The organism is Methylomonas koyamae (genome assembly GCF_006483455.1).
Lineage (GTDB): Bacteria > Pseudomonadota > Gammaproteobacteria > Methylococcales > Methylomonadaceae > Methylomonas > Methylomonas koyamae_B.
Genome location: NZ_PPPU01000002.1, coordinates 26,091 through 50,788, shown reverse-complemented (window position 1 = coordinate 50,788; position 24,698 = coordinate 26,091). Strand labels below are relative to the sequence as shown.

18 protein-coding genes and 1 pseudogene are annotated in these 24,698 nt (G+C 56.9%); 13 read left to right on the top strand and 6 right to left on the bottom strand.

The features are described from left to right. Positions 1 to 105 precede the first annotated feature (105 nt). The 3 genes from C2U68_RS00540 to pgi all read right to left on the bottom strand — a co-directional run bounded on the left by C2U68_RS00540 (position 106) and on the right by pgi (position 4,234). The gene (locus C2U68_RS00540; RefSeq protein ID WP_140910553.1) at positions 106 to 1,179 is read right to left on the bottom strand and encodes a LuxR C-terminal-related transcriptional regulator; all 1,074 of its coding nucleotides are present in this window, start codon (positions 1,177 to 1,179) and stop codon (positions 106 to 108) included. Beyond that, positions 1,176 to 2,291, bottom strand: a complete 1,116-nt coding sequence (locus tag C2U68_RS00535) for a helix-turn-helix transcriptional regulator (protein ID WP_186289454.1) — start codon at positions 2,289 to 2,291, stop codon at positions 1,176 to 1,178. Before C2U68_RS00535 ends, C2U68_RS00540 begins: the two co-directional genes overlap by 4 nt. Positions 2,292 to 2,596: 305 nt before the next feature. Next, the gene (gene pgi / locus C2U68_RS00530; protein WP_140910551.1) at positions 2,597 to 4,234 is read right to left on the bottom strand and encodes a glucose-6-phosphate isomerase; all 1,638 of its coding nucleotides are present in this window, start codon (positions 4,232 to 4,234) and stop codon (positions 2,597 to 2,599) included. 310 nt (positions 4,235 to 4,544) lie between these two features. Between pgi and C2U68_RS00525 the strand changes: the two genes are divergently transcribed. The 4 genes from C2U68_RS00525 (at position 4,545) to C2U68_RS00510 (ending at position 7,411) form a co-directional block, all read left to right on the top strand. Continuing rightward, entirely contained in the window at positions 4,545 to 5,138 is a 594-nt protein-coding gene (locus C2U68_RS00525; RefSeq protein WP_140910550.1) for a hypothetical protein, read from the top strand. Between the two features lie 117 nt (positions 5,139 to 5,255). Then, complete coding sequence (locus tag C2U68_RS00520) at positions 5,256 to 6,155, top strand: copper oxidase (protein ID WP_140910549.1); 900 nt, start codon at positions 5,256 to 5,258, stop codon at positions 6,153 to 6,155. Positions 6,156 to 6,217: 62 nt separating this feature from the next. Beyond that, the gene (locus C2U68_RS00515; RefSeq protein WP_140910548.1) at positions 6,218 to 6,643 is read left to right on the top strand and encodes a YqaA family protein; all 426 of its coding nucleotides are present in this window, start codon (positions 6,218 to 6,220) and stop codon (positions 6,641 to 6,643) included. Positions 6,644 to 6,649: 6 nt separating this feature from the next. Next, positions 6,650 to 7,411, top strand: coding sequence for a hypothetical protein (locus C2U68_RS00510; protein ID WP_140910547.1), 762 nt, complete (start codon positions 6,650 to 6,652; stop codon positions 7,409 to 7,411). Here the strand turns inward: C2U68_RS00510 and C2U68_RS00505 are convergent, their stop codons facing one another. Beyond that, on the bottom strand, positions 7,412 to 7,963 hold the full coding sequence (locus C2U68_RS00505) for an MOSC domain-containing protein (RefSeq protein WP_140910546.1): 552 nt from the start codon (positions 7,961 to 7,963) through the stop codon (positions 7,412 to 7,414). Between the two features lie 54 nt (positions 7,964 to 8,017). Next, positions 8,018 to 8,371: a hypothetical protein gene (locus tag C2U68_RS00500; protein ID WP_140910545.1), complete on the bottom strand. Its 354-nt coding sequence runs from the start codon at positions 8,369 to 8,371 to the stop codon at positions 8,018 to 8,020. Positions 8,372 to 8,869: 498 nt separating this feature from the next. Here C2U68_RS00500 and C2U68_RS00495 point away from each other — a divergent pair. The 6 genes and pseudogenes from C2U68_RS00495 to C2U68_RS00465 all read left to right on the top strand — a co-directional run bounded on the left by C2U68_RS00495 (position 8,870) and on the right by C2U68_RS00465 (position 16,625). Next, positions 8,870 to 9,303 (top strand): annotated as a pseudogene (locus C2U68_RS00495) (host attachment protein). A gap of 152 nt (positions 9,304 to 9,455) precedes the next feature. Further along, positions 9,456 to 12,263 (top strand): valine--tRNA ligase, encoded by a 2,808-nt coding sequence (locus C2U68_RS00485; RefSeq protein WP_140910543.1) that lies wholly within the window; start codon positions 9,456 to 9,458, stop codon positions 12,261 to 12,263. A gap of 4 nt (positions 12,264 to 12,267) precedes the next feature. After that, a complete protein-coding gene (locus C2U68_RS00480; protein WP_140910542.1) occupies positions 12,268 to 13,695 on the top strand; it encodes an HDOD domain-containing protein in 1,428 nt (475 codons plus the stop codon). Between the two features lie 3 nt (positions 13,696 to 13,698). Then, entirely contained in the window at positions 13,699 to 14,493 is a 795-nt protein-coding gene (locus C2U68_RS00475) for a response regulator (RefSeq protein ID WP_140910541.1), read from the top strand. Positions 14,494 to 14,612: 119 nt separating this feature from the next. After that, on the top strand, positions 14,613 to 15,152 hold the full coding sequence (locus tag C2U68_RS00470; RefSeq protein WP_140910540.1) for a PAS domain-containing protein: 540 nt from the start codon (positions 14,613 to 14,615) through the stop codon (positions 15,150 to 15,152). A 3-nt stretch (positions 15,153 to 15,155) separates the two neighbouring features. After that, complete coding sequence (locus tag C2U68_RS00465; protein ID WP_140910539.1) at positions 15,156 to 16,625, top strand: methyl-accepting chemotaxis protein; 1,470 nt, start codon at positions 15,156 to 15,158, stop codon at positions 16,623 to 16,625. An 11-nt stretch (positions 16,626 to 16,636) separates the two neighbouring features. On the opposite strand, the gene C2U68_RS00460 is transcribed toward C2U68_RS00465, so the two are convergent. Further along, positions 16,637 to 20,647 carry a hypothetical protein gene (locus C2U68_RS00460; protein ID WP_140910538.1) on the bottom strand — a complete coding sequence of 1,337 codons (4,011 nt, stop codon included), beginning with the start codon at positions 20,645 to 20,647 and terminating at the stop codon, positions 16,637 to 16,639. A 164-nt stretch (positions 20,648 to 20,811) separates the two neighbouring features. Here C2U68_RS00460 and gltA point away from each other — a divergent pair, with 164 nt between their 5' ends. From gltA to yccX, 3 genes are all read left to right on the top strand, one after another. Beyond that, a complete protein-coding gene (gltA, locus tag C2U68_RS00455; protein ID WP_140910537.1) occupies positions 20,812 to 22,107 on the top strand; it encodes a citrate synthase in 1,296 nt (431 codons plus the stop codon). Positions 22,108 to 22,221: 114 nt separating this feature from the next. Further along, complete coding sequence (gene rlmKL / locus C2U68_RS00450; protein WP_140910536.1) at positions 22,222 to 24,417, top strand: bifunctional 23S rRNA (guanine(2069)-N(7))-methyltransferase RlmK/23S rRNA (guanine(2445)-N(2))-methyltransferase RlmL; 2,196 nt, start codon at positions 22,222 to 22,224, stop codon at positions 24,415 to 24,417. Continuing rightward, complete coding sequence (gene yccX, locus C2U68_RS00445) at positions 24,414 to 24,686, top strand: acylphosphatase (RefSeq protein ID WP_140910535.1); 273 nt, start codon at positions 24,414 to 24,416, stop codon at positions 24,684 to 24,686. The genes rlmKL and yccX overlap by 4 nt, the downstream gene beginning before the upstream one ends. The last annotated feature ends 12 nt before the right edge of the window (positions 24,687 to 24,698 follow it).

The window sequence follows — 24,698 nt, the reverse complement described above, 5'->3', positions numbered from 1 at the left end:
CTGAAAGGTAACTGGTGGCCACCGTCGGCGAGACATTCAGTCGAGGGTTGCGACTTAGGTTAGCCCGATACCGCTCGCGTCGCCAATATTCCGTGAGGGTGCGGCCTAAGCCCTCAGTGCCAGCAACTTCGGCAATACCTCGTCGCGCTGGCGGACGTCGAGTTTGCCGTAGATTTTTCCGACATGGTCCTTAACCGTAGCCGGTTTGATGTGCAGCGATTGGCCGATTTGCTCGAACGAAATGCCTTGCGTCAATAGCATTGCCACTTCCTTTTGCGTCGGCGACAACGCCGAATGCTGTAGCGAGCGCAGCAGTTTCAGCTTCAGCGGCTCGCGGTGTTCGGCGCTGATGCCGATCAGGCTGCCGCTTTCGCCGCTTTGGCTTTCCAGCCAGTAGGCCCGGAACAGAAATTCTCCGGCCGCACCGGTGTGGCGGTAACAGGGCGGGGCGGCGCTGTGGCCGCGGGAAACTGCTTGTAATTTCGCGCAGAGGCGGGCCAGTTCCATCATTAACAAGGCTTTTCCCCGGTCGTGATTGGCGTCGAGCGCCGGGGTACAGGCGGCGTGTAGTAACTTTCTCGCCTCCGGGCTTTGAAATAAGATGTTGCCTTGCGGGTCCATGACGATCACTCCGCAAGTCGCCTCGCGTTCGTAGCGGAACTGGGCGTCGTTGGCCGCTTTTATCGCGTGGGCCAGATAGGGGAGCAATTGGCCGGCCAGTGCTTGATCCTCGCGGCCGAAGGGTTTTTGGGTTCTCGGCCGGTACAGGCGCAGCACGCCATTCGGTTTGCCGTTGTCGATGGTAGGCAGCCACAGTACATGGTGCATGTCGAAGCGGCGGTAGACGACGTTGTAGATATCGCTTTGGTAAAAGCGGTCGTCCAGCAGCAAGGGGTTGGTGATGGCCGGATGGCGTTTCAGCCATGCCGCGGCCCGGCTTAAGCGTTCCGGCGTATAAAACGCCGATACCACCTCGACCATCGTACCGGCCATTTCGCTCATGTCGAAATCGGCAATACAGTAAGTCGGCCTGAGCTGCGCATCGACGCCGGAAAAGACGTTGCTGGTGGAAGGTATCAGGATGGGCAAGGTGCGCAGAAATTCGTTGATCACCAATTCCTTGCTCAGTCCGGAACAGCAAAGTTGGCGCAGATAAGCCATTGCGTGATTTTTTTTCATCGAAACCGCTCCGTTTCGGCCGGGTAGAGTTGTTCGCTAGAGCTTGCGGAGGCCGCCAGCAGCTTAGGCAGTAATTCTTCCCGCTGGTGAATATTGAGTTTGGTGTAGATTTTGCCGATGTGGTCCCTGACGGTGGTCATTTTGATATGCAGGCGTTGGCCAATCTTTTCGAACGGTTCGCCCTGGGCCAATAGCAGCGCCACTTCGCGCTGGGCGGGCGACAGCGGTTGGTCGCGGAGAGCTCTGAGCAGTTTCAGCGTCAAAGGTTGGCGATATTCTACCGTCACGCCGATCAGGCGCTCCGGCTGATCGCCGCAACCGTTCAGCCAATAGGCTTTGAACAGATATTGGCCGGTGGCGGCATGGTGGCTGAATGACGGTGGCGGCGCATCTTCGCCGCGGTAGATGCCGAGCAGATTGCGGCATAGTTCGGCGAGTTTGGCCAGCAGGCGGTCCTGCCCGCGCATGTCGCGCAGTAACCTGGGGTAGCGGGCGAGCTCCAAGAGCCGCGTCGCCTCCGGGCTTTGGAATACGGTCTTGCCTTGAGTGTCCATCACCAACATTCCGGAGCCGCAAGGCGGGCCGAGCTGGAAATTGCTGTCGTTACCGGCACGGAAGGCATGGGCCAGATAGGGCAATAAACTCAGCACCCGGGTCTGGTCGCGGCCGTCGAAGGGTTTCTGATGCTGCGGCCGGTAAAGCCCAAGTACTCCGGCTGCGCCGCCGTCCAACTGGAGCGGCAGCCACAGCACATGATGCATATCGAATCTGCGGTAGATCAGGTGGTAGAGATCGGTGGCATAGAATCCTTGTTCCATCACCCTGGGATCGCCGATGCAGGGATGAGAGGCGAACCAGACGTTGGCGCGTCGTTGGCGCTCGGGCGTATGGTAGGCGGCGATAATTTCCGGAGCCGTGGCCGCCATGTCGGCCAATTCGAATCCGGCTATGTGGTAGACCGGTCTCAATTGGCTGTCGCCGACCGAAAAGGTATTGCTGTTCGACGGCACTACCAGCGGCAAGGTTTTGAGAAATTCGCCGATCGCGAGCTCACGGCTCAAGCCTGAGCAACAGATTTGGCGCAAATAAGCTAAAGCGTGGCTTTGTTTCATACCTGAGCCTTTGGGAGGGCTGGAGCGCCAGCTGGCGGACGGATTCACTATTGGAACATATTCTGCGCAGCCAAACATCCTCTCTATGGAGGGTGTTTGCGACGAAAGTCGGTGGATTTGCTGTGGCTGGCTTTTTTGCCGGCCGATTGCAGTCTATCGCCGAGGGCCTTGGGATGCAGTTAAAAAATTCACTTGGCCAAGTGGGGGAGATGGGCAGAGTCGGCCGCAAAACGTCAAACTGGCGTTTTGCGGCGGCTCCCGCTAGGGCTGTGCCGGCAAACGCCAGCGGTGTTGACTGGTTTGGCTTACTTGCGCAACCGTTTGTAAGCGTTGATCAGGCCGTTGGTGGAGCTGTCGTGGTCGGTCACCGTTTCGTCGTTTTTCAATTGCGGCAAAATGGCCTTGGCTAGCACTTTGCCCAATTCCACACCCATCTGGTCGAAGGAATTGATGTTCCAGATCACGCCCTGGACGAAGATTTTATGTTCGTAAAACGCGATTAGCATGCCCAGCGTGCGCGGCGTCAGTTTTTTGAACAGGAAGGCGTTCGACGGCTTGTTGCCTTCGAATATCTTCGAAGCGATCAAGGCGTCGTCCAGGTTGGGCTCGTGGCTTAAATCGTGGCGCACTTCGGCTTCGGTTTTGCCGCGCATCAGGGCTTCGGCCTGGGCCAGAAAGTTGGAGATCAAGATATCGTGGTGGTCGGGCAGGTCGTAATGGCTCTGCGCCGCCGCCAGAAAATCGCCGGGGATCAGTTTGGTACCTTGGTGGATCAACTGGAAAAAGGCGTGCTGGCCGTTAGTGCCGGGTTGGCCCCAGATGATCGGGCCGGTGTTGTAATCCACTTTTTCGCCCTTGATCGTCGCGCTTTTGCCGTTGCTTTCCATGTCGCCTTGCTGGAAATAGTCGGCGAAGTATTTCAAGGATTGCGCATACGGCAGAATCGCGTAGGTTTCGGCTTCGAAGAAGTTGTTGTACCAGATGCCGAGCAGGCCCATGATCACCGGGATGTTTTGCTCGAACGGCGCGCTACGGAAGTGTTCGTCGGCCAGATGAGCGCCCATTAGCAGTTCTTCGAAATTATCCATGCCGATGTACAGCGCGATCGACATGCCGATCACCGACCATAACGAGTAACGGCCACCGACCCAGTCCCAGAACTCGTACATGTTTTCCAGGTCGATGCCGAATTCCTTGACTTTGGCCTCGTTGGTCGAAATCGCGACAAAGTGTTTGGACATGTGTCCCTGCTCTTGCGCCGCTCTCAGGAACCAGTCGCGGGCTGAGCGGGCGTTGGTCATGGTCTCCTGGGTGGTGAAGGTTTTCGAGGAAATCAAAAACAGCGTGGTTTCCGGGTTCAGCGGTTTTAAGGTTTCGACGATGTCGGTCTGGTCGACATTGGATACGAAATGGGCCTTCAAACCCTCTTTGCCGTAAGGCGCCAAGGCAGTATCGACCATTTTCGGGCCGAGGTCGGAGCCGCCGATGCCGATGTTGACGATGTCGGTGATGGTTTTGCCGGTATAGCCGGTCCAGGCGCCGGAACGGACTTGTTCGGTAAACACTCGCATTCTGGCCAGCACCTGGTTGATTTCAGGCATGACGTCCTGGCCGCGGAAATAAATCGGCTTGTTGCTGCGGTTGCGTAATGCGGTATGCAACACGGCGCGTTTTTCCGTGGTATTAATGATGGAACCGGAAAACATGGCTTCGGTCTTTTCCGAGAGCTGGGCGCGGTTGGCCAATTCGATCAACAGCGGCAGAGTCCGATCGGTGATCAGATTTTTTGAGTAGTCGAATAACAGATCGTTGAAGGTTATCGAAAACTTGTCGAATCGCTTGGGATCTTTGTCGAAGGCATCCTTCATGCAAAATTTGCCGGCAATCTCGCGGTGGTGTTGCTTGACGGCGTTCCATTCGGCAGAGTCTACTAATTTGGACATATGATTTGGTTGTTAATTGACCAGAGAGGTTAATTCGGTGGAAAAGATCGGGCGGAGGCTTTTCGAGGAACGGATCATAACCCCATTATAAGGATTGTCTTTGACTGCTGACAAAAAAAATTAAGCAACGAATAGTGCCCGCCAAGTATGGAACGCCAACCTTTCTTTGCCTAGGGCGATGTGCTAGAGTTAGCCATTGTTTCGATCCAAATCAGGCATTTAGATTCGCCGGCGACGAAAACAGGTTTCATGCATAACCACATGAAAGATAATAAAAATTAAAGCATTTACTAATACAGGAAGGGGATTTATGAAAAGCTCTCGCATGATAAAAAACGGTTTCCTGGGCTTGCTGGGCCTGGTTTTTTCTGCGTCGGTTTGGGCGCACGGCGGTGCGGCCGGTACCGATACCGACCAATGTAAGTTCGAACTGGAAAAAGACCACTGGATCCACTATACGGCTTATCAGCCCAAAGCTTATCCGGCCGAAGAATTTTGCGGCAACATTCCCGACACCGGTTCGCTGACCCAATTGGTCTTCGATTACCAAGACCAACGTTACCGCGGTATGGCCGTCGAATTCGAAGTCACCAAAGAGCCGGAAGGCAAACGCGTATTCTTCCAGGCTGCCGAAAAACACAAATCCGGTACCGTGGTATTGAATCTGCCTGAGGGCGTGCCCGAAGTCGGCAAATACCTGATCCACATCACTCTGTTGCAAGATAGCGGCGAACGTTTGGATGCCCACATGAGCTTCAAAGCGGGTGGCGGCCAACCGACCAGCAAAGGCAGCTATGGCCTGTATGCATTGGTTCTGTTTGCCGGTCTTTACATCTTTTATCTGTCCAATGCCGGTTTCAAACGCAAAGTTGACGGCATGCTCGGTAAAGCCAAAGAATTTTAAATATTGACCCGCCCTTTGTCGGCCGAGCCGGTAGAGGGCGGATGCAGTAGTCCACTAGTAAAACCCGCGGTTTGCGGTAGATTCTTGATTCACCAACGCCTCACAGGTACTCGCGCCATGGTCAAATTTCTTTCACTAGCTTCTTTAGTCTGCGCTCTGTCGGTCTCGACTGTGTCTGCAAAGGAGGTTCAGGATCATAATCAGATGATGAACCACGGCGACGGGCATTTGATGGATATGGACGGCGCGATGGTGATGGGTCAAAACACCGACACCCTGCCGGGCGGTTGTGAAAAAATCGCCGCCACCAAGGAAATCACCGTGCGGGCCGGACACAAGTATTCGGAAAAATTTCCCGGCACCATGTTCGCGTTCGACCAGCAGGAATATCAGTTCGAGCCTTGCACCAAGCTGACCGTGCATTTCATCAACGAAGACGAAATACGCCACCAATGGATGATGCATGGCCTGCCCAAGTATTTATACCCAAAAGGCATGTTCCATCTGGAAGTCAGCGGACCGGGTAAAGTGTCCGGCACCCTGATCTTGCCGCCGGGCGATAAAACCTATTTGGTTCACTGCGATATCGCTCAGCACATGGAAAAAGGCATGAAAGGCCAGTTAAAGGTCGGTAAAGGCGGTGAAGATTTGCCGAGCATTCCGGGCGTCACCGCAAGCATTTTTCCAGACGATTACAGCGGTAAGCCTTACGATCCAAAGGTCGACGCTCCAGTAACTCCAGCGCCGGTTGCGGCGCAACCGGCGGCGGCCAAAGCCGTTTCGGCTCCGGTTCAGCCTGACGATTCAATCGTTTCCGGCGTTACCGTGATTGGCCTGGCCATCGGCTTGATTGCTGCGCCGTGGTTGGCAAAGCGCTTTGCCGGGATGAGTGCTGGGGAAATCGTCGCGACGATTCTGGAGCAAGCGGCGCATCTGGTTGGCTTGGTTGTGCAACTGATCAGTAAACTGGTGAAAATGGTTTCCGGTAAAAACGCTATCGCTCTGCCGGACAAATAAGCCACATGAGCAAAAGCCCCTGAAGCTTTGCGGTTTCAGGGGCTTTTTTATGGGACACGGAAATGCAATTCGAATCCTGGGGCCTGTTGGGCTTGTTCGCCAGCGCGTTTATTTCGTCGACGGTCGCGCCTGGCGGCTCCGAAGCGGTGTTGGCTTACTTGGTCAGCCAGCAGCAAATTCCGCTGGTATCGCTGGTGGCCGTCGCCACAGTAGGCAATACCCTGGGGGCGCTGACCACCTGGTGGCTTGGATTGTGGGCGGCCGGCAAATATCCAGCCGAGACTGTGTTGGCGAGCGAGCGGCAGCGTTCGTTGCGCGCCGTGCGCCGCTGGGGCAGTTGGGCTTTGTTGTTCTCCTGGTTGCCGCTGGTCGGCGACGGCTTGTGTTTCGCGGCGGGATGGTTGCGTTTGTCCTGGTTTTCTTCGCTGCTGGCGATCTTTTTCGGTAAAGTGTTACGTTACCTCGCCGTGGTTTATGCCTTTATTTGATCCGCTATGAGTTTTTTTTCGCTACCCCATTTTCCACCAGTCGATAGCTCAGCCGAGCACCGCCGCCGCGATTACCAAATCGCCGGATTCACTTTTGTGACGACGACGATTTGTTTGACCATGGATGGCTTCGCGCCGCAGTTCATGCAATACGTGTTGGCTGTGTTCGGCTGGCTGTTTTTGTTCGCCTGGCTACGCGGCGAGTGCAAATACGTTCGCACTCAGGTTGCGGTGGCGGTGACGTTTGCGTTAATCGGCGAATATTTTGCGTCGGTCTACATGAAGGGATACATCTACCGCTTCGGCAACGTACCGGCCTATGTGCCGGCCGGCCACGGTTTAGTCTATTTGACTGCCGTCGCTTTGGGTCGCTCCGGCCTGTTCCAGCGCTACGCGCGGCCTATCGCTGTTTTCGTCGTCGCGGCTTGCGGCAGTTGGGCGGCCTGGGGCTTGAGCGGTTACACTCGGCTCGATGTGATCGGCGCGGTACTGTTTATCGTGTTTTTGGGCTACCTGTTCAAAGGCCGTTCGCCGATGGTTTATCTGGGGGCGTTTTTCATTACCTCGTGGTTGGAAATTGTCGGCACCAGCGCCGGGACTTGGGCTTGGGCCGAGATCGATCCCGCCTCGCATCTGCCGCAAGGCAATCCGCCCAGCGGCGTGGCCGCTTGGTATTGTCTGGTCGACGCGGTGGCGATTGCCGGCGCCGGCCCGCTGCTGCAAGTATTAAGTAAAACGGCGCTGGTGCTGCAACGGCAACGGGCTTGATCAATCCGGGCGGGCGGTTTTTCCGGGCAGCGTTCTGACTGCGTGCAAACTGACGCGGTCGCCGATTCGGATCACGCCGCCGGCTACGATTGCCGCAGTCATGCCGCCGTGGCCGCGCAAGGCGTTGTAACTGCCGGCACCTAATTCTGCCGCCATTTTCGAGCACGGGTCGCAAGGTCCGGTGATTCGAATCCTGACTTCGTCGCCGATAACCCATTCCAGTTGCGTATCCGGAAACGGCGAGCGCATGCCGACCAGATTCAAGCCGGAGATTAGCAAATTACGCCGTAGCCGGAGCGGGTCCAGGTAGTCGAGTCCGCACCAACCGGCGACTAGCGGCAGATGTTCGGCTTGAAATAGCGTGATCTCGCGTTTCGACGATTGTCGTCCGGATTGTTTGGTGGCCGAGCGGCGGTCGCCGAGCAAGCCGCGGCCGGGTTCGGCGACGGCCTCTCTGACCGAAACCGCCGGTTCGCCGCGCGCCGGACGCAGGATGATGGCTTCGATCCGGCCAGGCGTGGCAAAGCTTTGGCAGATTTGCCGCAGATCCATGGTTCGGCTAACCGAATGCCGCAAAATAGCGATTGCTTCGGGCAAGCAAGTCTTTCATTTCGAAGGCGACTGGTTTTTGTAGCGCCAGGTCAAATACCCCATCAGCGCGCCCCAGACCAGCATGTAAATACCGTGCAAAATGATCTCGAAGTTGAGCCGATAGGCTTCGACGTAATAATCGTACAGATAGTCGAGAACGACCGCGGCCAGAGTCAACTGGACAGCGTGTTTGAATGTCAATTGTTTGAAGTAAAAACAAACGACGCCGAGTACGAAAAAACCCACCAAAAATCGAGTGCCGGCGTGGATGCTCCACTCCACACTAGGAATTGCCGACTTCAGCATCGCCATGTTCATTAGGTAGAGCAGAGCGAGACCGGTGGTAAATGTGAACAGCAATAGTTTCATGGTGGTTCCCCTGTGTGCGTTTTAGTTATTTTAATGTTGCCGGCAGCAACCTTTGGGACGGTCACACCGCCATCCGCCGCTTGTCGGCCGTATTCGCCGGGTTGGCAGAGGGCGAGAAAAAATTGCTCCATGCAGTAGGGTGACCCTGTTCGGCGCGCTTGGTTCGATGTGGCGTGCCGAATTGTAAGGCTGAAATTCGGTTTTCGCCGAACCCGCTCAGCTCTGAACCGGCCACATTCCTTGGCGATAGTCGCTTCGCAGTTGCCGGGACTAGGGTCGGGGCGACCGGTTCCTCGCCGTCGCGAGCCGATCTGCTTCCAGCCTACTTGCAACGCCGGCCGAAGCGGAAGCGCAAATCGCATATTTATTGACTGGGATCAAATTCGCCGGCAATCCCGATTTAGACAGCGCGGCGGGAGGCATACGATCCGTGGTAAAGCCGGAGAATCCACCCGGCTAAGACTCCCGGCAACGTAACGTACTATCGAGGAGGTTGTTATGCCAGTCACCCGAGTCATTGTTACGGACAGCAGCAGAGCGCGTTTTTTCAACTTAACCAGTCGCATCGAGCCGATGCTCGAATTGGACGGTTTGACCCATGCCGAAGGCGAAGGCCGGATGCCCGGCCAGGACGAGGTCAGCGACCGTCAGGGCGGCATTGCCGGCGGACACGGCGAAGGCGACCATACCTTCGAGGCTCCTACCGATTTGAAACACCACGAAGCCGAGGTTTTCGCCAGGCAAATCGCCGACAGGTTGGAACAAGGGCGGGTCGGGCGCGAGTTCGACAAGTTGGTTCTGGTCGCGCCGCCTGAATTTTAGGTGCGCTTCGCCACGTACTCAACGGCCATTTGCAAAGTCTGGTGGATCATTCGCTGGATAAAAATCTGGTTGCCGCCGATGAAGCGGCTATCCGCGAGCATATCTTGTAAAGTGTCGCCGATCCTTCATTCAGCGCACGGCCGCGTTCAGCCGCGGCCTTTGCTTTCGCTAAATACTTGCAAATCCACCGAAAATCTAGCCGGGTAAAGTTTTACAGGTAAAATATCCGCTCGTATAAACGCAAGCCTTTCCAACACAAAACATGGACAAAACCTATTCCCCGCACGCTATCGAACAACGCTGGTATCAACTCTGGGAAGAGAGTGGTTATTTCGCCGCCAACCGCGAAGGCCCATCTTACTGCATCATGATTCCGCCGCCCAACGTCACCGGCAGCCTGCACATGGGACATGCGTTTCAGGACACTATCATGGATGCCTTGACCCGCTATCACCGCATGAAAGGCCATAACGCCTTGTGGCAACCCGGCACCGACCACGCCGGCATCGCCACCCAGATGGTGGTCGAGCGCATCATCAATGCCGACGGCAAAACCCGCCACGATTACGGCCGCGACGCCTTCATCGAAAAAGTCTGGGAATGGAAAGAACAATCCGGCGGCACCATCACCCGCCAGTTGCGCCGCATGGGTTCGTCGCTGGATTGGGACAAGGAACGCTTCACGATGGACGACGGCATGTCTGCTGCGGTGCAGGAAGTATTCATCAAATTGTACGAAGAGGGCCTGATTTACCGCGGCAAACGTTTGGTGAACTGGGACCCGGTGTTGCACACTGCGGTGTCCGACCTGGAAGTGTTGTCGGAAGAAGAAAACGGCTCGATGTGGCACATGCGCTATCCGCTGTCCAATGGCACCGGCCACTTGATCGTCGCGACCACCCGCCCGGAAACGATGCTCGGCGACGCGGCGGTGGCGGTGCATCCGGATGACGAACGCTACAAACACCTGATCGGCGAACTGGTCGAACTGCCGTTGACCGGCCGCTTGATTCCGATCATCGCCGACGACTACGTCGATCCGGAATTCGGCACCGGCTGCGTCAAGATCACCCCGGCCCACGATTTCAACGACTACGAAGTCTGGTCGCGCCACAAACACAGCAACGTCATTGCCGACCAACCTCATAACGGCTTGATCAATATCTTCACCGTCGATGCCGCCGTGCGTGGCAATGACGACGGCTTCAGCTTGATCCCGGAAGCTTACATTGGCCTGGACCGCTTCGAAGCCCGCAAACGCATCGTCGCCGATCTGGACGCCCAAGGCTTGCTGGAAAAAATCGCCGATCACAAATTGATGGTGCCGCGCGGCGACCGCACCGGCGCGGTGATCGAACCGTTCCTGACCAACCAGTGGTACGTCAAAATCGCGCCGTTGGCGAAACCGGCCATCGAAGCCGTCGAAACCGGCGCCATCAAATTCGTGCCGGACAACTGGAAAAATACCTATTTCGAATGGATGCGCAACATCCAGGACTGGTGCATCTCCCGGCAAATCTGGTGGGGCCACCGCATTCCGGCTTGGTACGACGATAAGGGCAATACCTACGTCGGCCATTCCGAATCTGAAATTCGCGCCAAGCACGGCTTGGCCGCCGATTATCCGCTGCAACAGGATGAAGACGTGCTGGACACCTGGTTCTCGTCGGCGCTGTGGCCGTTTTCGACCCTGGGCTGGCCGGACCAAACCCCTGAATTGGCCGCGCATTACCCGACCAGCGTGCTGGTCACCGGTTTCGACATCATTTTCTTCTGGGTGGCCAGAATGATCATGATGGGCCTGAAATTCATGGGCGACGTGCCGTTCAAGGAAGTCTACATTCACGGCTTGGTGCGAGACGCCGAAGGCCAGAAGATGTCCAAATCCAAAGGCAACGTGCTCGATCCGATCGACATCATCGACGGCATCGAGCTGGATGCGTTGGTGGAAAAACGCGTGTCCGGCATGATGCAGCCGCATTTGGCCAAGAAAATCGAGCAAGCCACCCGCAAGCAGTTTCCGGACGGTATCCCGTCCTACGGTACCGATGCGCTGCGCTTTACTTTCGCCTCGCTGGCTTCGACCGGCCGCGACATCCGCTTCGATTTGCAGCGTACCGAGGGCTACCGCAACTTCTGCAACAAATTGTGGAACGCGGCGCGCTATGTGTTGATGAACACCGAAGGCCAGGACAACGGCGTCGATTGCGCCGAGTGCCGCTACAGCCCGGCCGACCAGTGGATTTTGTCCCGACTGAACCGCACCATCGCCGACACCCTTAGCGCCATCGACAGCTACCGCTTCGACTTGGCGGCACAGGCGATTTACGAATTTACCTGGAACGAGTACTGCGACTGGTATCTGGAGCTGGCGAAAATCTCGCTGCAAAGCGACGATGCACTGCTGCAACGCGGCACCCGCCAAACCTTGTTGCGAGTCCTGGAAACCGTGCTGCGCCTGGCGCATCCGATCATGCCGTTCATCACCGAGGAAATCTGGCAACGGGTCGGGCCATTGGCCGGCGTCACAGCGGCGACCATCATGTTGCAGCCCTATCCGGACAGCGATGCCGCCGCCATCGACACCGCTGCCGAAACCCAGGTGCAATGGGCGATGGATTTCATCCTCGGTATCCGCCGCATCCGCGGCGAGATGAACATCGCGCCGGGCAAGCCGTTGAATGTGTTGTTGCAAAACGGCTCGGCGACCGACCAAACCAATCTTAAAGAATTGGAAAGCTATCTTTTAAAGCTTGGCCGACTGGAAGGCATCGTTTGGTTGAACGCCGGCGACAACGCGCCGGAATCGGCGATTGCGCTGGTCGGCGACATGAAAATCCTGATTCCGATGGCCGGCCTGATCGACAAAGGCGCCGAACTGGCAAGGCTGGACAAGGAAATTCAGCGCATCGAAAAAGAATTGCCGCGCATCGAAGGCAAACTCGGCAACGCCGCGTTTGTCGACAAGGCGCCGCCTGAAGTCATTGCCAAGGAGCGCGAGAAACTGGCCGGTTTGCAATCCTCGTTGACCAATCTGAAGGAACAGTACGCCAAAATCAAAGCCTTGTAAGCCGATGGGCGGACCACAAAAAGCGCCGGCAAACCTGGAAGACTGGACGGAGCTGTTGCGCGGCCAGGAAATGCCGATTTTCTCCAACACCGCGCACAATATTTATGCGGCGTTGGATGATCGCAAGAAAGGGGCAATGGAGTTGGCGACGGTGATTCTGCAAGATCCCAACCTGACTGCCAAGGTGCTGAAAGTCGGCAGCAGCCCGTACTACAATCCGTCCAAGCAGAAGATGAGCACCGTGTCGCGGGCTATTGTCGTGTTGGGTGCCGAAATCATCCGCGAATTGACGCTGGCATGTTCGTTCTTCGAAGCGATTTTGTCGACCAGCGATAAAAATCGGGCCAACCGGGAGATCGCCAAGGCTCTGCATGCGGCGGTCCAGGCCAAGAATCTTGCGGTCGCCGTGGGCGATATTTCGCCGGAGGAGGTGTTTGTTGCGGCCCTGCTGCACAATCTTGGCCACGTCGCGTTTTGGTGTTCCAGCGATCCGCATTCCAAGCAGGCGCACGCGAAACTCGAAAAATGCGGTTTGAGCGGCGCGGAAGCCGAGAAAAAAATCCTCGGCTTTTCGTTGCGAGATCTCGGCAAAAAGCTCAGCAAGTCCTGGAGCCTGGGCGGATTGATCGAAGAAGCGATCGCCAAACCCGATTCTGCGGACAAACGGGTGCAGATGGTCAAGTTGGGTCACGATATCTGCCAAGCGTTGCAGGCCGGCCCCGATTCGCCGCTAATGACCGCTTGTCTGACTAAGTTCAGCGAGCTCACCCGGCTGCCGCTGCCGGAAATACGTGCCAGAATCGAGAAAAATACCCAAGAGGCGGCGCTGATCGCCCGCCAATTCGGTGCGGACGATGCGTCGCGCTTTATCAAAGTCGATGCGGTGGCCGACGAAGCGTCGGCCGAAGAACCGTTCGACAAGAAGCAATTGCAGTTTCAGATCCTGCAGGATATCAGCAGCCATATCAGCGGCCAAATCAACCTGAACCAGTTATTCGAGATGGTGCTGGAAGGCATTCATCGCGGGGTGGAAATGGATAGGACCTTATTCATGCTGCTAAGTCCGGATAAACAGGCGCTGAACGAAAAATTTTCCTTGGGTTGGCGCAAACCGGTTCCGGAACAGAAGCTGCGGATTCTGAATTCGGAAAATTCCACCAATTTGTTTTTCAACGCCCTGCGCCAAACCGAAGGCGCCTGGCAATTTCCGGAGCAGCATCCCGGCCTTTATACCCCCCAAATCGTGCAGCATATCGGCCGCCACGAATGTTTTGTCTTTCCGATTCGGGCCGAGAACAAGATGGTCGGTCTGATCTATTGCGACCACTCCATTCATGGGCTACCTTTAACCCGCGAAGATTTTATCGCCGCCAACCATTTCGCCAAGCAAGCTCATATCGGCTTGACTCTCTACTGTATGAAGGGCCATTAATCCATGACCGATCCCGAGCTGTCGAATCTCCAAGTGTTTCTGGTGGAGCCGTCCCACACCCAACAGCTCATCATCATCCAATATTTACAGGGTTTCGGGATCAGCGACATCATTTGCGTCGCCAGCGGCCGGGAGTTGTTTCAGGGTTTGCAGCATAGCCGGCCCGATTTGGTGGTCAGTGCGATGTATTTGCCGGACATGACCGGTGTGGAATTGGTTCACGCCTTGCGCGAGGACAGTGCCTCCTACGAAATGGCCTTTTTGTTGATTTCCAGCGAGACCAATATCAAATACCTGGAGCCGATACGCCAAGCCGGTGCGATTGCGATTCTGCCCAAGCCGTTCGGTCGAGAAGCCTTGCGTACGGCCTTGCAGTCCACGCTCGAATACGTGCATCCGGAAAAGCTCGGGCTGGAGCATATCGATATCGAAGACTTGCGGGTGCTGCTGGTCGACGACAGCGATTTTTCTTTGAAATATCTGACCAAGGTGTTTAACAACATCGGCGTTGACCAATTGACCGTTGCCCATGACGGCAAACAAGGCTTACAGCTTTTCAGCCAGCACTATTTCGATCTGATTGTCACGGATTACAACATGCCGGAAATGGACGGCTTGCAATTGGTCGAACATATCCGTAACCATCCGGAGCGAGGCTCCACGCCGGTCCTGATGGTGACCAGCGAACAGAACCAAAGCCGGCTGGCCGCTATCGAAAAATCGGATGTGTCTGCCATTCTCGACAAGCCGTTCGAACCGGCGTCGATCAAGCGGTTGTTGATTAATCTGCTGAATTGACCCTGTCCCGCAGGCGTGCGGATATTTCACGACGCACACGGCAAAAGCGGCATTAGCGTACCCCCAAAAACCGGAAATTCAGCTAGATTTAGTAATGTTATTTCCTGAACGGTGCGCCCATGAAACCCGGAATTACTCCCAACAATCATGAAAAAAAACTGGGCGACGAGGATTTTATCGTCTCCAAAACCGACGCTGCCGGGCGAATTACCTACGCCAACCGGATTTTCATGGAGATTGCCGGCTATCCGGAACACGAACTGCTAGGCATACAGCACAACATCATTCGCCATCCCGACATGCCGCGCGGTGTATTCCGATTTATGTGGAATACCTTGAAAGCCGGCGACGAGTTTTTCGGATTCGCTAAAAACCTGTGTGCCGACGGCGGTTATTATTGGGTGTTCGCCAACATCACGCCCGACTACGACCGTAACGGCAAGTTGCAAGGCTACTATTCGGTGCGGCGCAATCCGCCGCGCTCGGCGTTGGAGGTGCTGATTCCGATTTACCGGGAAATGCTCGCCATCGAAAAGCGCAGCTCCGCCAAGGATGCCCCGGACTTATCCCTGGCGTACCTTCTGGATCAGGTCAAGCAAACCGGGGCTAAGCATTACAACAGTTTAGTGCTCAACCTGTACAAGCCCAACGGAGTTTAAGCGATGAGTTCCAATGCCAACATTCCGTTTTTAAGAACCAAGCTGAATTATGCGGTAGCGGCGATACTGGTCTCGGCGCTGGGTGCCTTGGTTTACTCCGTGATCATGTTCGGTTTTTCCTGGATCATGTTGCTGCTGTTATTGCCGTTGCCGCTGGTGGCTCTGATCGCCTGGCAGACCGGCAGACAAAGTCTGCTGGTGTTGGAGCGGATGGAGCAAGTGCTGAAGCATACCAATGACGGAGAGCTCTACCATCGGGTCACCAAAACCCGCGGCATGGGCGAAATCGGCAAGGTGGCCTGGGAGTTGAACGAGACACTGGACATCATGGAATGTTATTTCAAGGAAATCAGTACCTGTTTCAGTCATGCCTCGCAAGGTAACCATGAACGCTATGCTCTGGTCGACGGTTTGCCGGGTTTGCTGAAGCAGTCGGCCAAAAACATGAATGCGGCGATCAAGTTGATGGACGAAAACGACCAGCTAATGATCAAAAACCGCTTGTCGGCCGGCTTGCACGCGCTGAATACCTCCAATTTGCTGACTAATCTGAAAGGCAACCAAAACGATCTGATCAATATCACCGAGCAGATGCAAAAGGTGGAGAGCATCGCCACCGAAACCGGACGCAACGCCGACGATAGTTTGGCCACTGTAGAAACGATCAGCCACTCGTTGGCCGATATCAACTCCAACGTGCATTCGGTGTCCGACGTGATCGGAGCCTTGATCAGCGACAGTAAAAAAATTACCGAATCCTTATCGATGATCACCGGGATTGCCGACCAAACCAACCTGTTGGCATTGAACGCGTCGATCGAAGCGGCCCGGGCCGGGGAACACGGTCGTGGCTTTGCGGTGGTGGCGGACGAGGTGAAAAACTTGTCCGAGCATACCAAGGACGCGGCAATGGAAGTCTCGAAGACGCTGAGGGCCTTTAACTCGCGCGTCGAACAAATGCATGGAGAAGCCGAAACTTCAGCGGCCATTTCGCAGGAGATCATGGCCCAAGTCAGCTCGTTCCGGCAACAGTTTTCCAACCTGTCGCAATCCGCCAAAGCTTCGCTGGGCTTTATCGCCTACGCCAAGGACAAATCCTTCGGTTTGCTGACCAAGTTGGACCATATCATCTACAAGCAGAACGGCTATATTTCGATAGAAACGCCTAGCGATTGTCCGCAACGTCAGGCCATTATGGTCGACAACCATAATTGCCGATTGGGCAAGTGGTATTACGAAGGACTGGGCTACGAATCTTTTCGGCATACCGCGGCTTACGCCAAACTGAACCAACCGCATGCCGACGTCCACACCACAACCCAGCGCGCATACCAAATCTCACGCGGCAAGTGGCAGGAAGATCAAGCCATGCTGAACGAAATCATCCATCAGATGCAGTTGGCCGAAAACGCCAGCGCCGACGTTATGCTGATGATCGACGCCATGGTCGAAGAAAAGCATAAAGGTAGCTGATGTCATGCCGGTCAGGTTTTGGCTGATTTGCGCCAAATCTCTCCCGCCGCGAAACAGGCCCAGCCCCAACGCAACCATTTCAACATAGCCGCCGCCAGCCACAGCGCCCAAGCCAGCATCAGGCCGCGGAACGCTGCCAGCGGCAGGCTGAGTACCGTGGCGCTGGGCAACTGCGGGTCGTTGCGGTCCTGGTACCAATTCAGTTGGTAAGCCGTCGAATGGTTACCGGCGATTTGCATCTCCGGGCTACCGAGCAGGCCTTGTTCCACCGCCCAGGCCAATACCAGCAAAGCCAATACGCTGCCGCTTGCCAGGCCGATTTGTAACAGGTTGAAGCGGTGTACTCCGGCAGGCGGCTGTCTGGCGCGCCATTGCAACGCAAACAGCCAGCCGGCGATGAAAATGCCGGCGGCAACGTGCAATTGGCTCAGGCCGGTCAGCAGTAAAAACCATTCCCAGTGCTTCAGCGGCGTGGCTCCTGTTTTGCTCAGACCGAAGCCGATCAGAGCCAGTACCAACAACAAGCCCCAGATTAACGCAGCCGGGCCGAACGAGGGGCCTGCGGTCCACAGCAGCCAGCGGTTTTGCGGCATGATCAACCGAATGCGGCTATTGACGCTGGCGCTGCCGAGATTGGCACTGGGCGTGGAGGTCGTGAAACCGAGCGGCAGCGGGGTCTGCCACTTTAACACCGCTTGCTGGTGACCGGGCCGCAACGGCAGGCTGACACTGGTGCCTTGCTGGCGTATCGGCTGGTTGACGCCGTCGATCGCCACTTCCTGCAGTTGGGCGGTGTCCGGCAAAATGATCGTGTGTCGGCCGCCTTTCGAACTGCGGATAGCCAGCGTGAGTTCGGCAGTCTGATTACGTGCGCCGGGCTGGACCAACAATTCGCTGCTGTCTATCGTCAGCGTGGCCCCGGCGACCGCCGCCGGGCGTTCTACTTTCAACGACACGCGCTCGCCGGGCCAGGGATGCCACTCCGGCAGCCAGGGGCCTTGCGGATTTTCCCGGTAAATCGGAGCCGGGCCGTCGCTATGCAGGCGCCAAACCGGGCTTACCTCGACCTGCCAGACTTCGTGCCATTGGCCGCCGGCATCGGCCAGCAAGTCGATTTGGCCCGATTTTTCCAACACCGACTCCCATTCTGCGCTGCCTTCGCTGGCGGCAATATTCACCAATACCTTGCCGTCCTTGACCCGGACTAGCGGTGTGGTTACCGCCTCGCCTTTTAGCAACGGTAGTTCGAACATGATCGGATTGCCGGATTCGGCCAGTGATTCGACTCGGGTGTTGATGCGCCAATCCAGGCCCAGGTGCAGAGTGCGGCTGACGCGGACGAACGCCGGCAGCGCCGTTTGCGGCAGGACTTTACCGGCCGGTGTTTCGGTTTGCAGCCGGCTGAATTCCAGTTGCGGACCGACTTTGCCGTCTTCGTAGCCGCCGTCGATACGCCAGCCGTCGGCGGCGAGGCTGACATGTTGCGGGATCAGCGGCAACGGCAGTGTGAACTTGACCGGTTCCCGGTACCGGCCTTGCATCGCCACACTGTGTACGCCGCGCGGCAACGCCAGCCAGACGTCGCCGGAGGCATTGCGGAACAGGGCCTGCCCCGGTGTGCCGTCGACCTCAACCGTTTCCGGCAGCCATTGGTCGGCCTGTGCCGGCAGCGGCACCGCCAGCGCTTGCTGGGCGTGGATTTGCAATTGCAGGCGCAGCAGGTCCGGTTTGGCTTGCACTTGCATTTCCGCGATCTGAGCACAGTCGGGCAAGCAAGCGGGAGCTTGCAGCAGCCGGGCTTTCAGCTCGGCCAGCAATTGCGGATCGGGCAAATCCGCATATGCCGGTCGGCTCGGCATAGCCAGCAGCGGCGCCAGCACCACACAGGCAGCAGTGGGCGCCATCCGGCGCCAGCAGCCACCAATCGAGACGTCGGTCAGCCTTAGAAGCAGCGCCAGGGTTATCCCGGCCTGCAAAAAATGCAGCAACATCATGGCCCAAGGCGGCAGGTACCACAGCTGCACTTGCTGTTGGCTATCCACCCCGCCGTTCCAGGCCAGATGGACGCTACGCCAATGCCAGTTCGGCAGACCGGGGCCGGTTTGCAGATTGGCGTCGGGATCGGTCCGCTCCAGGTCGGCGGAGCTGCTGGCTCCGCCGCTGGCTTCGGATTTCGTCGAGTAACTGCGTTTGAATACTCTTGCCTCGGGCAGCGCGTCAGCCAGTTCTGCCGGCGCCGCATCGCTTTGCAACGCTTCGGGTGCGGCGGGCGCGCTGGTGTAGGCGGCGCTCGGCTCGGTCTGTTCCGGCTGCTCCAGTTGCGGATAAGTGCCGATCCGGATTTGATCCACTACGAATGGAACCGCCAACGCAACCAGCGTCAGCCAACATAAATTGCGGCAAGCGGCCAACCAGTGCCGGGCTTTGCCTTCCGGCAATACCCGCAGCAAGGCCAGCGTTGCCAGAGTCAGCAGCCAAATCAGGCGCGGTGCATCGGGTTCGTGCCAGATCAGACTCAAGCCGAGCAGGGCCGCGCCGCCCCATGGCCAAGACCACAGGCGTCCGGCCGCCAGGCCGCCGAGCAACACCAGAAACAAATCCAGCAAGGTCCAGCGGTTCAGCCAGGTGTCCGGGGCGTTGTCGACCCCGGTCACCGCCAGTAAGCGCCAGCCGGGCGGTGTTTTCAGTTCAGCCCGGACCTGCTGAAAGCGTTGCTGCCAGCCGCTGGCGGACAAACTCGAGATATCGGTCTCGATCCGGCTGTCGGCATTCAGTTGCAGATTGCCGCTACGAATTTCCACGCCTTGGCTATGGTCGGGCAATTGAGTGACCAGCTGGTTTTGACCGTTCAGTTGTACTTGGCCGAGATGTAACTCCGGCTCCGCGTTCAGCCGCCAGTCGCGGCGCATGCTGCCGCTAATCCGGTCGTTGACCGTGTAACCGGTGCCGGAAAAATCCAGCCACAGGGTGCGGGTCAGGGCTAGCTGGTTGGGTTCGGGTTCGGGATCGCCGCGGCGGATCACGTTGAAAATCATGCTGTCGCCTTGGTGCAAACGGTAGGTCGGCAAATGCCGCCAGTCGTCAGGCAGGTTGGTCTGGCTGCCGTCGATCGCCGCAGGTTGGGTGATTTTGGTCAACCGCAGGGAGGGTAAGGCTTGAAACGTCCATAATTCTTCCTGCGGCCAGCCGGCATCGTCGATTGCCAGCTCCAGTTGCGTCAAATACTGCGGATGGCGGCTGTGGATATCGATGATCCAGTGACCGGGGCGGACTTGGGCGAATAAGCGGCCGTTTCCGTCCAGCCGGGCCGGCAGCGGGCTGTTGACATTGATCGGAATAAAGCCCGGTAACAAGGCATGGCCAAATTCAAGCTCGCGCGCGGCGCCGGAGACTTCCAGGTCCAGCCGGGTGATCATTTGCAGCGGGGATTCGTCGATAACTTGGCGAAAAACGTGCAGTTCCAGGCGGTTCTCCCGATTGCCGGCGTCGGCTGCGGCCCGCTCCGCCAGCCAGACCGCACCCTGTTCGATCCGCGGATAATCCACCGGCCGGCCGTCGATACTAAGCCGAAGTAAGCCGGAGGCCTCCGGGATGGCCAGTTGTTCCGGAAGCTGGTCCCAAACGAATTGGCCGCTGATCCGGTAATGTCCTGCCGGTAATTCCAGGGCCGGCCTGCCATCCTTGATCGCGACCGGAGCGGCTTGTTGGTCTACCGTCACGGCTTGCGGCCAGTGGCGTTCGTCGCCGGGTAGCGTGATCCAACTTTTGCGGTAAAGTGTCCACTCGGACTCGAAATTGCCGCGGTTGGGTTGCAGGTTTAGCACGAATCGACCGGGCCAGGCGCATTGCTTGTTTTGGAGGTCGTTGAACCAGAACGGGCAGCCGTGTTGCGGTTGGTCGTGCAGCACCCAGCCGATCCAGGGTTTTAAGGGTTCCGGGGTATCCTGAAGTTCCCAAGCGTTAGCCGGCTGCCGCATGCCTTGCCAGGCCAAAAGAATAACCAACCATATCCAGCGCTCCATCTTGTCCTCCCCGGAATCAACCCGGTTTCAGTGAATTGGAAAACCCCTGTTATCGAGGTCTTTTTGTAAACAATCCCGATCTTAAGCTGTGTTTATTCGCTAATTGCAATAGAATAAGTCGCGTACCCCGTCTAAAACGCTCGTTATTACCGGAGAAATTTGACATGACTGATCAAAAAGTGACGTTAAAACACTATGGCCAGGAACAGGCCGTCGAATTGCCGGTTACTGCTGGCACCATGGGGCCGTCGGTCATCGACATTCGCTCGCTGTACGCGCAAACCGGTTGTTTCACTTACGACCCCGGTTTTACTTCCACTGCCAGTTGTACCTCGAAAATCACCTTTATCGACGGCGACGCCGGTGTGTTGCTGTACCGCGGCTATCCTATCGAACAATTGGCCGAGAAATGCGACTTTCTGGAAGTCTGTTACCTGTTATTGAACGGCGATCTGCCCAACGGCGCGGAAATGAAGGGCTTCGTCACGACCATCAGTCAGCATGTCATGGTCCACGAGCAGTTGATCAAATTCTATAGCGGATTCCGCCGCGATGCCCACCCGATGGCGGTATTGGTCGGCGTCGTCGGTGCGCTGTCGGCGTTCTACCACGACGTGATGGATATTACCTGCAAAGAAGATCGTTACATGTCCGCGATTCGGTTGATCGCAAAAATGCCGACCATGGTGGCGATGTGCTACAAATACAGCATCGGCATGCCGTTCATTTATCCGAAGCGCAAACTGGGCTACGCCGAAAACTTCATGCGCATGATGCACGGCGATCCGGGCGAGGATTATCTGGCCAATCCGGTACTGATGCGGGCGCTGGACCGGATTCTGATCCTGCATGCCGATCACGAGCAAAATGCTTCGACCTCGACGGTACGTCTGGCCGGTTCCAGCGGCGCCAATCCTTACGCCTGCGTCGCCGCCGGTATCGCCTGTCTGTGGGGTGCAGCGCATGGCGGTGCCAACGAAGCGGTATTGAATATGCTGGAAGAAATCGGCGACGTGTCGCGAATCGGCGAATATGTGGCCAAGGCCAAGGATAAAAACGATCCGTTCCGGTTGATGGGCTTCGGTCACCGGGTATACAAAAACTACGATCCGCGCGCCAAGCTGATGCGGCAAACCTGCCATGAAGTGCTGGACGAGCTGAATCTGAACGACGACCGTTTGTTCAAGCTGGCGATGGAATTGGAGCGGATTGCGCTGGAAGATCCGTATTTCGTTGAGAAAAAACTGTATCCGAACGTGGATTTCTATTCCGGTATCGTGTTGCGGGCTCTGGGGATTCCGACCGAAATGTTCACCGCGATTTTTGCGTTGGCGCGCTCGGTGGGCTGGATCGCGCAATGGGACGAAATGATCTCCGATCCGGAACTGAAAATCGGCCGGCCGCGCCAGTTGTACAAAGGCGTGACCACCCGCGATGTGAAACCGATCTCCGCCCGTTAAGCCCTTTGGCAACACGGCGTTCGCGCGAGGCGGATCGCCGTGTTGCCAAAAAATGCCGCCGCGGCAGCGGTAGTTTTAGTATCCTAGCCGACCCACTTGTTCCGGTCGCCCATCATGACGCAATACCCTCTTTACGCTACTGCGCCCAAGGCGCTGGAAGGCATCCTCGCTAACGAAATCCGCAGCCTCGGCGGCCAAAACGTCAAGGAAAAACTGGCCGGGGTGGCCTTCGACGGCGATTTGGCGCTGGCCTACCGAGTGTGTTTGTGGTCCAGGGTCGCCAACCGGATCTTTCTGCCGCTGAGCAGTTTCGAGGTCAAATCCCAGCAGGACTTGTACGACGGCGTCAAACGCATCAATTGGTTCGAGCATATGAAGCCGGACGACAGTCTGGCGGTGTCGTTCAGCAGCAAGAACAGTCCTGCTATCAACAACACCCATTTCGGCGCACAAAAGGTCAAGGACGCCATCGTCGACCAGATGCGCGCCAAATTCAACAAACGGCCCAGTGTCGAGACCGAACGGCCCTCGCTGCGGGTCAATGTTTATCTGCACAACGACTTGGCCCAGCTCAGCCTGGATTTGTCCGGCGAGAGTTTGCACAAGCGCGGTTTTCGCGACGTCAGCATTGCCGCGCCGATCAAGGAAAACCTGGCAGCGGCGATTTTGCTGCGCGCCGGCTGGCCGAAGATTGCCGAACAAGGCGGCACGTTGCTGGATCCGATGTGTGGTTCCGGGACGATGCTGCTGGAAGGCGCCTTGATTGCCGCCGATATCGCGCCGGGTTTGCAGCGCGATTATTTTGGTTTTCTGGGCTGGAAGAAACACGATGCCGAGTTGTGGCAAGGCTTGCTCGACGAAGCACGGCAACGCCGCGAGGCCGGGCTGGCAAAACTGCCTACCATCGTCGGTTTCGACCAGGACCGGCGTACCGTCGCCACTGCGGTTCAGCACGTCGAAAACGCCGGCTTGTCCGGCAAGATTCATATCGAAAAACGCGACATCGGCGATGCGGCCGCGGCGGAAAGCTGGCCCAAAGGTTTGATCGCCTGTAATCCGCCCTACGGCGAACGCTTGGGCGACGAAGCGGAAACCGCCGCGCTTTACCGCCGCTTCGGCGAGGTGTTGAAACAGCGCTTCGCCGGCTGGCAGGCGGCGATGATTATCAGCGACCCGGAGTTGGGCTTTAGGCTGGGCATCCGCTCGCAGAAGCCGATCACGTTGTTCAACGGGGCGCTGGAATGCAAGTTGTTGCGTTTTAACATTGAGGAAAGAGCGTTCTTCGAGCCCAAGGCCAAGTCGCAACAGGAGCGCGCCGAATCCATCTGGCGCCGCGCCCAAGCCGAACAGGTCGATCCGCAAGCGGACATGTTCGGCAACCGTTTGCGCAAGAATCTGAAAAAGCTGGCGAAATGGGCCAAGCAGAATAACGTGCATTGCTATCGCTTGTACGATGCCGATTTGCCGGAATACGCCGTGGCGGTGGATGTGTACCAGGGCGAACAAATCTGGGTCAACGTCCAGGAATACGAATCGCCGAAAACCATCGATCCAGCCAAGGCCAACCAGCGTCTGGCTGGGGCGATGGCCGAGATTCCCAAGGTGCTGGAAATCCCGGCCAACCAGGTGTTTTTGAAAATCCGCCGTAAGCAAAAAGCGACCGACCAATACGAAAAGCAAGGCGATTCCGGCCGCTTCCTTGTGGTCCAGGAAGGCGGTTGCCAATTCTGGGTCAACTTCGAGGATTATCTGGATACCGGCCTGTTTCTGGATCACCGGCCGATGCGTTTGCGGATTCAACAGGAAGCCAAGGGCAAACGGTTTTTGAATCTGTTCGCCTACACCGGTAGCGCCACGGTGCATGCGGCGGTTGGTGGTGCGGTGGCGTCGGTCACGGTCGATATGTCCAACACCTATCTGGACTGGGCCAAGCGTAATTTCGAATTGAACGGCATCCGCGGCGACCATAAACTGGTGCGGGCGGATTGCCCAAAATGGCTGGCCGAGCAAGCGGCGTTAAAAAACCGGCCGCAATTCGACCTGATTTTTCTCGATCCGCCGACCTTTTCCAACTCCAAGAAAATGGACGAGGCCTTCGATATCCAAAGCGATCATGTCGCGTTGCTGAAAAACGCCGCGGCCTTACTGGCGCCCAGCGGGGTTTTGTATTTCTCGACCAACTTCCGCCGTTTCAAATTGGACCGCGAGGCTTTGGCCGGTCTGCACTTCGAAGATATAACTGCGGCCACGATCCCGGACGATTTCGCCCGCGACCAAAAAATTCATTATTGCTGGAGGATCAGCCGATGACGGATTGTGTGCATATCATCGTTAAAGGCCGGGTGCAGGGCGTCTATTTTCGGGCCTATACCCAGAAGCAGGCGGTAAAGCTCAATCTATCCGGCTTCGTTCGCAACTTGGCTGACGGTTCCGTGGAAATTGTCGCCAGCGGTCATTCGGAAGAATTGCAAAAATTGGTGGCCTGGTGCCATCGAGGGCCGCTGTTGGCCAAAGTCGGAGAGGTGACGGTGACGCAGCATCACAGCGATGAACATTTTGCGGGTTTCGAAATTCGTTGAGCTTGGTGACGG

Coding starts and splice junctions, on each gene's coding strand:
- C2U68_RS00540 (WP_140910553.1), bottom strand. CDS start 1,179: ATGAAAAAAAATCACGCAATGGCTTATCTGCGCCAACTTTGCTGTTCC.
- C2U68_RS00535 (WP_186289454.1), bottom strand. CDS start 2,291: ATGAAACAAAGCCACGCTTTAGCTTATTTGCGCCAAATCTGTTGCTCA.
- pgi (WP_140910551.1), bottom strand. CDS start 4,234: ATGTCCAAATTAGTAGACTCTGCCGAATGGAACGCCGTCAAGCAACAC.
- C2U68_RS00525 (WP_140910550.1), top strand. CDS start 4,545: ATGAAAAGCTCTCGCATGATAAAAAACGGTTTCCTGGGCTTGCTGGGC.
- C2U68_RS00520 (WP_140910549.1), top strand. CDS start 5,256: ATGGTCAAATTTCTTTCACTAGCTTCTTTAGTCTGCGCTCTGTCGGTC.
- C2U68_RS00515 (WP_140910548.1), top strand. CDS start 6,218: ATGCAATTCGAATCCTGGGGCCTGTTGGGCTTGTTCGCCAGCGCGTTT.
- C2U68_RS00510 (WP_140910547.1), top strand. CDS start 6,650: ATGAGTTTTTTTTCGCTACCCCATTTTCCACCAGTCGATAGCTCAGCC.
- C2U68_RS00505 (WP_140910546.1), bottom strand. CDS start 7,963: ATGGATCTGCGGCAAATCTGCCAAAGCTTTGCCACGCCTGGCCGGATC.
- C2U68_RS00500 (WP_140910545.1), bottom strand. CDS start 8,371: ATGAAACTATTGCTGTTCACATTTACCACCGGTCTCGCTCTGCTCTAC.
- C2U68_RS00485 (WP_140910543.1), top strand. CDS start 9,456: ATGGACAAAACCTATTCCCCGCACGCTATCGAACAACGCTGGTATCAA.
- C2U68_RS00480 (WP_140910542.1), top strand. CDS start 12,268: ATGGGCGGACCACAAAAAGCGCCGGCAAACCTGGAAGACTGGACGGAG.
- C2U68_RS00475 (WP_140910541.1), top strand. CDS start 13,699: ATGACCGATCCCGAGCTGTCGAATCTCCAAGTGTTTCTGGTGGAGCCG.
- C2U68_RS00470 (WP_140910540.1), top strand. CDS start 14,613: ATGAAACCCGGAATTACTCCCAACAATCATGAAAAAAAACTGGGCGAC.
- C2U68_RS00465 (WP_140910539.1), top strand. CDS start 15,156: ATGAGTTCCAATGCCAACATTCCGTTTTTAAGAACCAAGCTGAATTAT.
- C2U68_RS00460 (WP_140910538.1), bottom strand. CDS start 20,647: ATGGAGCGCTGGATATGGTTGGTTATTCTTTTGGCCTGGCAAGGCATG.
- gltA (WP_140910537.1), top strand. CDS start 20,812: ATGACTGATCAAAAAGTGACGTTAAAACACTATGGCCAGGAACAGGCC.
- rlmKL (WP_140910536.1), top strand. CDS start 22,222: ATGACGCAATACCCTCTTTACGCTACTGCGCCCAAGGCGCTGGAAGGC.
- yccX (WP_140910535.1), top strand. CDS start 24,414: ATGACGGATTGTGTGCATATCATCGTTAAAGGCCGGGTGCAGGGCGTC.